Below are 6,926 nucleotides of genomic sequence, written 5' to 3'. Positions count from 1 at the left end.
CTACCAACAGGGGCTGCTCAAGGGATACGAGGAGCGGGCCTACCGGGCGCTGAAGCGGAACGCCGACGGGGTGCCGCCCGCGGACTCGCCGGCCGTGGGCAGGGAGGCCAACAGGGAGTACGTCGCCGAGGGGTTCGCGCCGTACATCAAGGGCCGCCCGCACATGAAGCCCGGTGACTCGGACTACGACCACGGGGCCTCGGCCACCTTGGAGTACGCCCTCTCCGACGCGATGCTCGCGCAGATGGCGCGCGATCTCGGCCATCGGGCGGACGCCGAACGCTATGCCGCCCGCGCGCAGAACTACCGCACCGTCTTCGACCCCTCCACGGGCTTCTTCCGCGCCCGCGACGCGGCCGGCGCCTTCACCGGCCCCGCCGACCCGGCGCAGAGCGAGGGCTTCCACGAGGGCACGTCCTGGCAGTACCAGTGGCTCGTGCCGCAGGACCTGTCCGGCATGGTCGGCCTGATCGGCGGCGAGCAGTCGGCCAACCAGCGGCTCGACTCCTTCTTCGCGTACGACCGGCTTCTGCTGGACCCGGCGAAGACCGCGCGCGAGGTGTGGGTCAACGGACCGTACGACTACTACAACGCGGACAAGTACAACCCGCAGAACGAGCCCGACCTCATCGCCCCGTACACCTACCTGTCGACCGGTCAGCCCTGGAAGACGACCGACGTGGTGCACGCCGCGCTGACCCTCTTCACGGACGCTCCGACCGGCATGACCGGCAACGACGACCTCGGCACCATGTCCGCCTGGAACGTGCTGTCGTCCATCGGCCTCTTCCCGGTCCAGCCGGGCTACGACACCTGGGGGCTGTCCACGCCCGTCTTCGACCGGGTCGACCTCGAACTGGACCGCCGCTACTACCCACGCGGCGCCCTGACGATCAACGCGCCGGGCACCTCCGCCACCGACCGCTACATCCAGTCGGCCCGCACGGACGGCAAGCCGTACGACCGCACCTATCTGACGACCGACGGCCTGCGCTCCGTGCGGTCGCTCGGCTTCACACTCGGCCCGCGCCCGTCGGAGTGGGGCACGTCACCACAGGCGGCGCCGCCCGCACTGAAGTGAGCGCTCGTGCCCCTGAGTCCCGCCCCTCCACGTGGGGGCGGGACTCGGCGTTCCCCATAACAACCCCTTGCGGGACGGACAACAATTCCTTATGGAATCGAAGCGGCATGTGACCACCGTCTCCGTTTCACCGGGAACCGAAATGGGCGACGCCACGTCCGCACCCCGAAGCCCTTTACCTGCAGACCGAGTTGGTGCAACCGCGTCCCGAATGGTGAGATACGCTGGCATCACAGCGGTTGATGAATAGGCCCTCCCCACCGCTGGATCGGGCCACATCCGCCGTACTCCCGTCGCGCCTTTTCGCATGCCGACGGTTCACGCCTTCAAGCAGGAATTGATGCCCGTTCAACCATTGGCGGAGCTCGTACGCTTCGCACGCCACAACTCGGCCTTCTACCAGCACCTCTACTCGCATCTCCCCGACCGTGTGGTGCATCTCACGGACCTCCCGATAGTGCCTCAGGCGGATTTCTGGCGTGCCAACTCACCCCGTGACAACAGGCTGCTGACGGCTCCGCTGGACGAGGCGGTCGTATTCCGCAGCGGCGGCACCACGGGGGCTCCCAAGTTCTCCTTCTACACCCGCACGGAATGGCGGGAATTCACCGCCGCATTCGGTGCCGGACTCGTGAACGCCGGCCTTCGAGCGGGCCACCGGGTGGCCGACCTGTTCTACGCGGGTGACCTTTACGCGAGCTTCAGCTTCATCCTCGACTCACTGCACCGCTCCCCCGTCGCCAACGTGCGGCTGCCCCTCGGCGGCGCGGCACCCTGGGAATCCACCGTGGCCGCCCTGGAGGAGTTCCGGGTTCAGGTGGTCGCCGCCACGCCGACCACACTGTGCTCGCTGGCCGAACGCCTCACCGCCGCCGGCCTGACCCTGCCCGAGGTGGAACTGCTCTTCTTCGGCGGGGAATGTCTCTTCGGCGACCAGTTGCCGCTGCTCGGGGCCGCGTTCCCGAACGCCGAACCCCGCTCGCTCGGCTACGCGAGTGTGGACGCGGGCCTGCTCGGCGAGGCCATTCCCGGTGGCGACCCCCGGATCCATCGCGCCTTCACCCCGCACACCATTGTCGAGATCGTCGACGAGGACACCGCGCTGCCCATCGAAGAAGCCGGGCTGCCGGGCCGGCTCGTCGTCACCGATCTGCGCCGGCGACTGATGCCCGTGCTCCGCTATCCAGCCGGCGACCGGGCGGAGTGGGTGGACCCGGACGCCGGAGTCTTCCGCATCCTCGGCCGTGCCGAGGAGGGAGTCCGGGTCGGCCCGGTCTCCCTCTACACCGAGGACGTCCACCACATCGTGCGCGCCGCCGACGCCGACGGCGAGGTGACCGGTGTGCAGCTAGTGGTACGCCGCCACGGCGGCCGGGACGGTCTGGTACTGCGACTCGCGACCGGCGAACCCACGGACAGAACCAGCGCGTTGGGAGATGCCGTCGCCGCGGCCGTCCTCGCCCAGCGCCCCGCCTACAGGGATGCGGCCGTGGCGGGTCACGTCGGTCCGCTCACCGTCGAATGGGTGCGGCACCGTGATCTCGCCGTCAACTCCCGTTCCGGCAAGCTGGTGCGCGTCGTCGACGAACGGCCGTGCTCATGAACACGACCGAGTCACGCGGCCGCCGTCTGCCGCTCGTACTGCGCAACCCGTCCTTCGGCAGGGTCTGGACCGCTCAGCTCCTCACCCAGGCCGCCGGCCGGATGTTCCAGGTCGGAGCGGTCTGGTGGCTCATCGGCTTCGCCGCCGACGGCGGCCAACGAGGCCTGGAGGCAGGGCTGTTCCTCACGGTGAGCACGCTTCCCGCCATCGCGCTCGCCCCCGTCGTCGCCCGTGTCGTCGCCCGTTACCCGCACCGTACTGTGCTGGCCGGCGCGGCGGGTGTCGCGGGCACCGTCGCCGTGCCCACCGCGCTCGCGGCACACGCCGGGGAACCGCCCATGGCCGCGGTGTACGCCGTGGGGCTGGCGCTGGCCTCCTGTCAGGCGCTGTTCGACCCTTGTCTGACCACATCGGTGCCCGAACTGGTCGAGGACGCCGACATCGAGGCGGCCACCGGATTCGAGCTGTCCACCCAGTCGGTGGCCGGGCTCGGCGGTGGTCTGCTGGGACCGCTCGCGGTCGACGCGGGTGGGCTCGCGACAGTCGTGGCCACCTGCGGCTCTGCCTATCTGCTCGCCGCGGTGCTGGTCCTGTCGGCCCGGTTCGCGGACAGCGGGCCCGACGAGGCGCGGGTCTCCGACGCGACGCACCGCACGGCACCGGCGCGCCGGACGCTGCGCGAGGTCCTGGCCGGTCTCCCGTTCATCCGCCGTGTGCTGGTCTGCTTCGCCGCCGCCAACCTGTTCACGACCGCCGTCTACGTCGTCATGCCCCTCTATGCGCGCGGGGTACTGCACTCCACCGGCTCGACCGTCGCCGCACTCGAGGCCGCGCTCGGCGCCGGCACGCTCGTCGGGTCCTTCACCGGGGCCCGTGTCCCCGGACGGCCGACCACCGTCGGCAGCGTCTGCCTGGCCGTGATGGCCATGGCACTCGGCCTGCCGGGCCTGGTCGCCGCGCATGTGGTGGCCCTGGTCTCGATGGCCGTCGCCGGCTGGTGCGTCGGCGTGATCGGTGTCCGGTTCGTCGCACTGTTCCAGCGGCTCGTCCCCGCGGCCGACAAGCCGGGCTTCTTCGCCGTCATGCAGGCGCTGCTCGGCGCCACGTTCCCCGTCTCCTCTCTGGTCTTCGGCACGCTCGGCGACCATCTGACGGCTCGTACCCTCTGCCTCGCGCAGGCCGCCGGTCTGCTCCCCGTCGCGGCAGTTCTGTGGTGGCTCGGCAGCAGGACGGAACCCTGCGGACGGCGGACATCCGCCGGCTCCACGGCAGCGCGGCCGGCCCCGGCGGGCGAGGCGTCATGAGCGCGGTCATCGCCCCCGCCACGGTCCAGGACATCGCGGAACTGCGGCAGCTGTACTTCGACGTGTACGGGCACGGCTACCCGGTACCGCTCGGCAGCGATCCGGCCGTGATGCGCCGGCTGCTCACCGACGGCACCGCGCACTGGCTCACCGCCCGCACCTGCGGCGGGGACATCGTCGGGTCGGCCGTCGTGCAGACCGATCCGGGCAGCCGGGTCGGCAAGCTGGTCGGGCTCGCCGTACACCCCGGCCACCGGGGCGGCGGACTGGCCTCACGGCTGACGGGGGCGGTCTGCGACGCGGCGTTCGCCACCGGCCTGCTCGACTCGGTGTTCGCCACCGTGCGCGTCGTCACCGAAGGCCCTCAGCACGTCGTCGTGCGCAACGGATTCCGGCCACTGGGGCTGCTGCCCAACGCGGTCGAGGTCGAGGGGTGCGAGAGTCTCGCGCTCTTCGCCCGGTACGCCGACGGCGTGCTGGAGCGACGCGCCCCCGTGGAGCGCGTACCCGAACGTCTGGCCGGGCTGTTGGCTGCCGTGTCGACCGGCGTCGGCATCGACATCGGCATCGGCATCGGCATCGGCCGCACCGGCCCCGGCCGCGTTCCCCCGCGGGGCGGGTCGCGTACCGCCGCCGGTTCCGGGCCGATCGAAGTGATCGCCGCCCCGGCGTTCGTACGCCGCCGCTTCCTGGAACGCTTCCCCCACCCCGACGACCGCTTCTTTCCCCTGCACACCCCCAACACGGTCCTGGTCGCCGCCGACGGCGCGTTCGAGGCGTACGCCGATCTCGACCCGGTGGCGGGCAGTTGCGCCCTGGTCGCCGTCCATCCGCGCGCGGCCGCCCTGACCGGCGCGCTGGAGGCACTGACGACGGCGGTCACCCAGGCCGGCGCCGACTACGCCGAAACCCTGCTGCCCCTGGCCGACACCGAGGCCCTGGAGATCTTCCTCGCCTCGGGATTCGTGCCGAGCGCGGTCTACCCGGCGATGCGCCGCGTCCGGGACCGCCTCCACGACTACGTGGTGCTCTCCCGCACCAGCCGTCAGATCGACTTCCGGACGGTGGCCGCAAGCCCGCTGCTCCAGCCCTACCTCAGCGCCTATCTCAGCGCCTGGGCCTCCACCTATCTGCCCCTTCACGAGGTGTCCCGATGAACCCCCATCTCGCTCCCGCCGAGGTACCCGACCCGGCGGCGCTCGGCCAGGTGCAGCGGCTGTGCGACCTGACCGAACCGTACGCCGCAGGCCCGCACGCCGACGAACTGTTCGCCGCCGCCATGGCCGAGTCCAACTCCTGGCACGCCGGGCGTTCCCCGTTCTTCGCCGCCCTCCTCCAGGACCCGCCGGAGCCGCCCGCGCCCACCGTCGGACCCGGGGTGCGCACGCCGCTGGTGCCCGCCGCCTTCTTCAAGCGCCACGAGGTGCTCTCCGTCCCCCGTGAGGATGTGTTCCTGCGGCTGACCTCTTCGGGCACCACGGGCCAGAAGTCCCAGATGTTCTTCGACCGGTGGACGATCCGTTCGGCACAGCGCATGGTGGCCCGGATCTTCGATCACTACGGCTGGATCACCCCCGGCCAGCCGGTCAACTACCTGCTCTACAGCTACGAGCCCGCACCGTCGCTGGAGCTGGGCACATCGTTCACCGACAACTACCTGTGCGACTTCGCCCCCGCACGGCACACCACGCACGCGCTGCGCCATACCGGATCGGACCACGAGTTCGACGTGCACGGCTGCATCGCGGCGCTCCAGCGCTACGCCGAGGACGACATCCCCGTCCGCATCCTCGGATTCCCGGCCTTCCTCCACTTCACCCTGGAGCGGATGAGGGCGATGGGACTGCCGCCGCTGCGGCTGCCCGAGGGATCACTGGTGGTCCTCGGCGGCGGCTGGAAGGGCCACGCGGACCGCCGGATCGGCAAGGAAGACTTCCGCGCCGAAGTCACCGAACTCCTCGGTGTCCCCGGCCCGCGCATCCGCGACACCTTCGGTTCCGTCGAGCACTGCGTGCCGTACGTCGAGTGCGCACACCACCGTCTGCACGTACCCGTGTGGTCCCGCGCCGCGGTCCGCGACCCGGCCACGCTGCGCCCCCTGCCGTACGGCGAAACCGGTTTTCTGCACCTGGTCAGCCCGTACATCACCTCGGTCCCGGCGCACAGCGTCGTGATGGGCGACTTCGCCTCGCTGCATCCGGGCGAGGAATGCCCCTGCCCGCTTTCCACCGACTGGTTCACCGTGCAAGGCCGCGCCGGAGTGAGCCGCAACCGAAGTTGCGCGGTCGCCGCCGCCGAACTGATGAAGGGAATGTCGTGAGCACCACCTCCGTACTCCACCTCTGGCAGGGCGAGTTCGTCGACGACGCCGAGGCCGCCAGGCGGCTGGCCGGCCTGGCGGAGTCGACCGGGCGCGTCCTGGCGCGCCCCTTGCCCACCGAGGTCGTGCTCGGTGCCTGCGCCGCGGCCGCCGAAGACCTGGGAGACCCGGGCTCCGCCCTGTACCGCCGGCTGGCCGGGCAACTGCCCGCCGACGAGGTCGCGGCCACCCTCGCCGAACTGGCGACCGCCCTCTCCCGGCAGGCGCTGGAACGCAAACTGCGCCGGGAGCTGGGCGGCCTGCGCCCGGAACGGCTGACCCGGCCGGACGCCCGTGAGACGGTCTACGAATCCTGGGCACCCGTCGGCCTGCTCGTACACATCGCCCCCGGCAACGCCACCTCCGTGGCCCCGCTGAGCGTCGTCGAGGGCCTGCTGGCCGGAAACCTCAACGTCCTCAAGACGAGCGCCGCCGACACGGCCCTCGCCCTCGACCTGCTGGCCGCGATCGGCGCCGCCGATCCGACCGGGCTGATCGCCGAACGCGTCAGCGCTCAGCGCTGCCCCTCGTCGCGCGGGGAGTGGCGCGCCCCGAGGTGGGACGGGGCCCACGCGAAAG

The 6,926-nt window shown here is 71.3% G+C and carries 6 protein-coding genes; all 6 read left to right on the top strand.

The window, feature by feature from the left end:
* A partial coding sequence (locus ACFW2E_RS37800) for a GH92 family glycosyl hydrolase (RefSeq protein WP_384473858.1) occupies positions 1–1,081 on the top strand: 1,081 nt, incomplete at its 5' end.
* A 340-nt stretch (positions 1,082–1,421) separates the two neighbouring features.
* Positions 1,422–2,684 carry a phenylacetate--CoA ligase family protein gene (locus ACFW2E_RS37795; protein WP_384473855.1) on the top strand — a complete coding sequence of 421 codons (1,263 nt, stop codon included), beginning with the start codon at positions 1,422–1,424 and terminating at the stop codon, positions 2,682–2,684.
* Positions 2,681–3,988, top strand: coding sequence for an MFS transporter (locus ACFW2E_RS37790; protein ID WP_384473852.1), 1,308 nt, complete (start codon positions 2,681–2,683; stop codon positions 3,986–3,988). The genes ACFW2E_RS37795 and ACFW2E_RS37790 overlap by 4 nt, the downstream gene beginning before the upstream one ends.
* Positions 3,985–5,145 carry a GNAT family N-acetyltransferase gene (locus ACFW2E_RS37785; RefSeq protein WP_384473849.1) on the top strand — a complete coding sequence of 387 codons (1,161 nt, stop codon included), beginning with the start codon at positions 3,985–3,987 and terminating at the stop codon, positions 5,143–5,145. The genes ACFW2E_RS37790 and ACFW2E_RS37785 overlap by 4 nt, the downstream gene beginning before the upstream one ends.
* Positions 5,142–6,308: an acyl-protein synthase gene (locus tag ACFW2E_RS37780; protein ID WP_384473846.1), complete on the top strand. Its 1,167-nt coding sequence runs from the start codon at positions 5,142–5,144 to the stop codon at positions 6,306–6,308. Before ACFW2E_RS37785 ends, ACFW2E_RS37780 begins: the two co-directional genes overlap by 4 nt.
* The coding region (locus tag ACFW2E_RS37775) for an acyl-CoA reductase (protein WP_384473843.1) at positions 6,305–6,926 on the top strand (622 nt) is incomplete at its 3' end. The genes ACFW2E_RS37780 and ACFW2E_RS37775, both read left to right, overlap by 4 nt.

This window comes from Streptomyces sp. NPDC058964, from assembly GCF_042741275.1.
Taxonomy (GTDB): domain Bacteria; phylum Actinomycetota; class Actinomycetes; order Streptomycetales; family Streptomycetaceae; genus Streptomyces.
The sequence above is the reverse complement of the archived record's forward strand: the minus strand, read 5'-3'. Positions and strand labels throughout refer to the sequence as shown.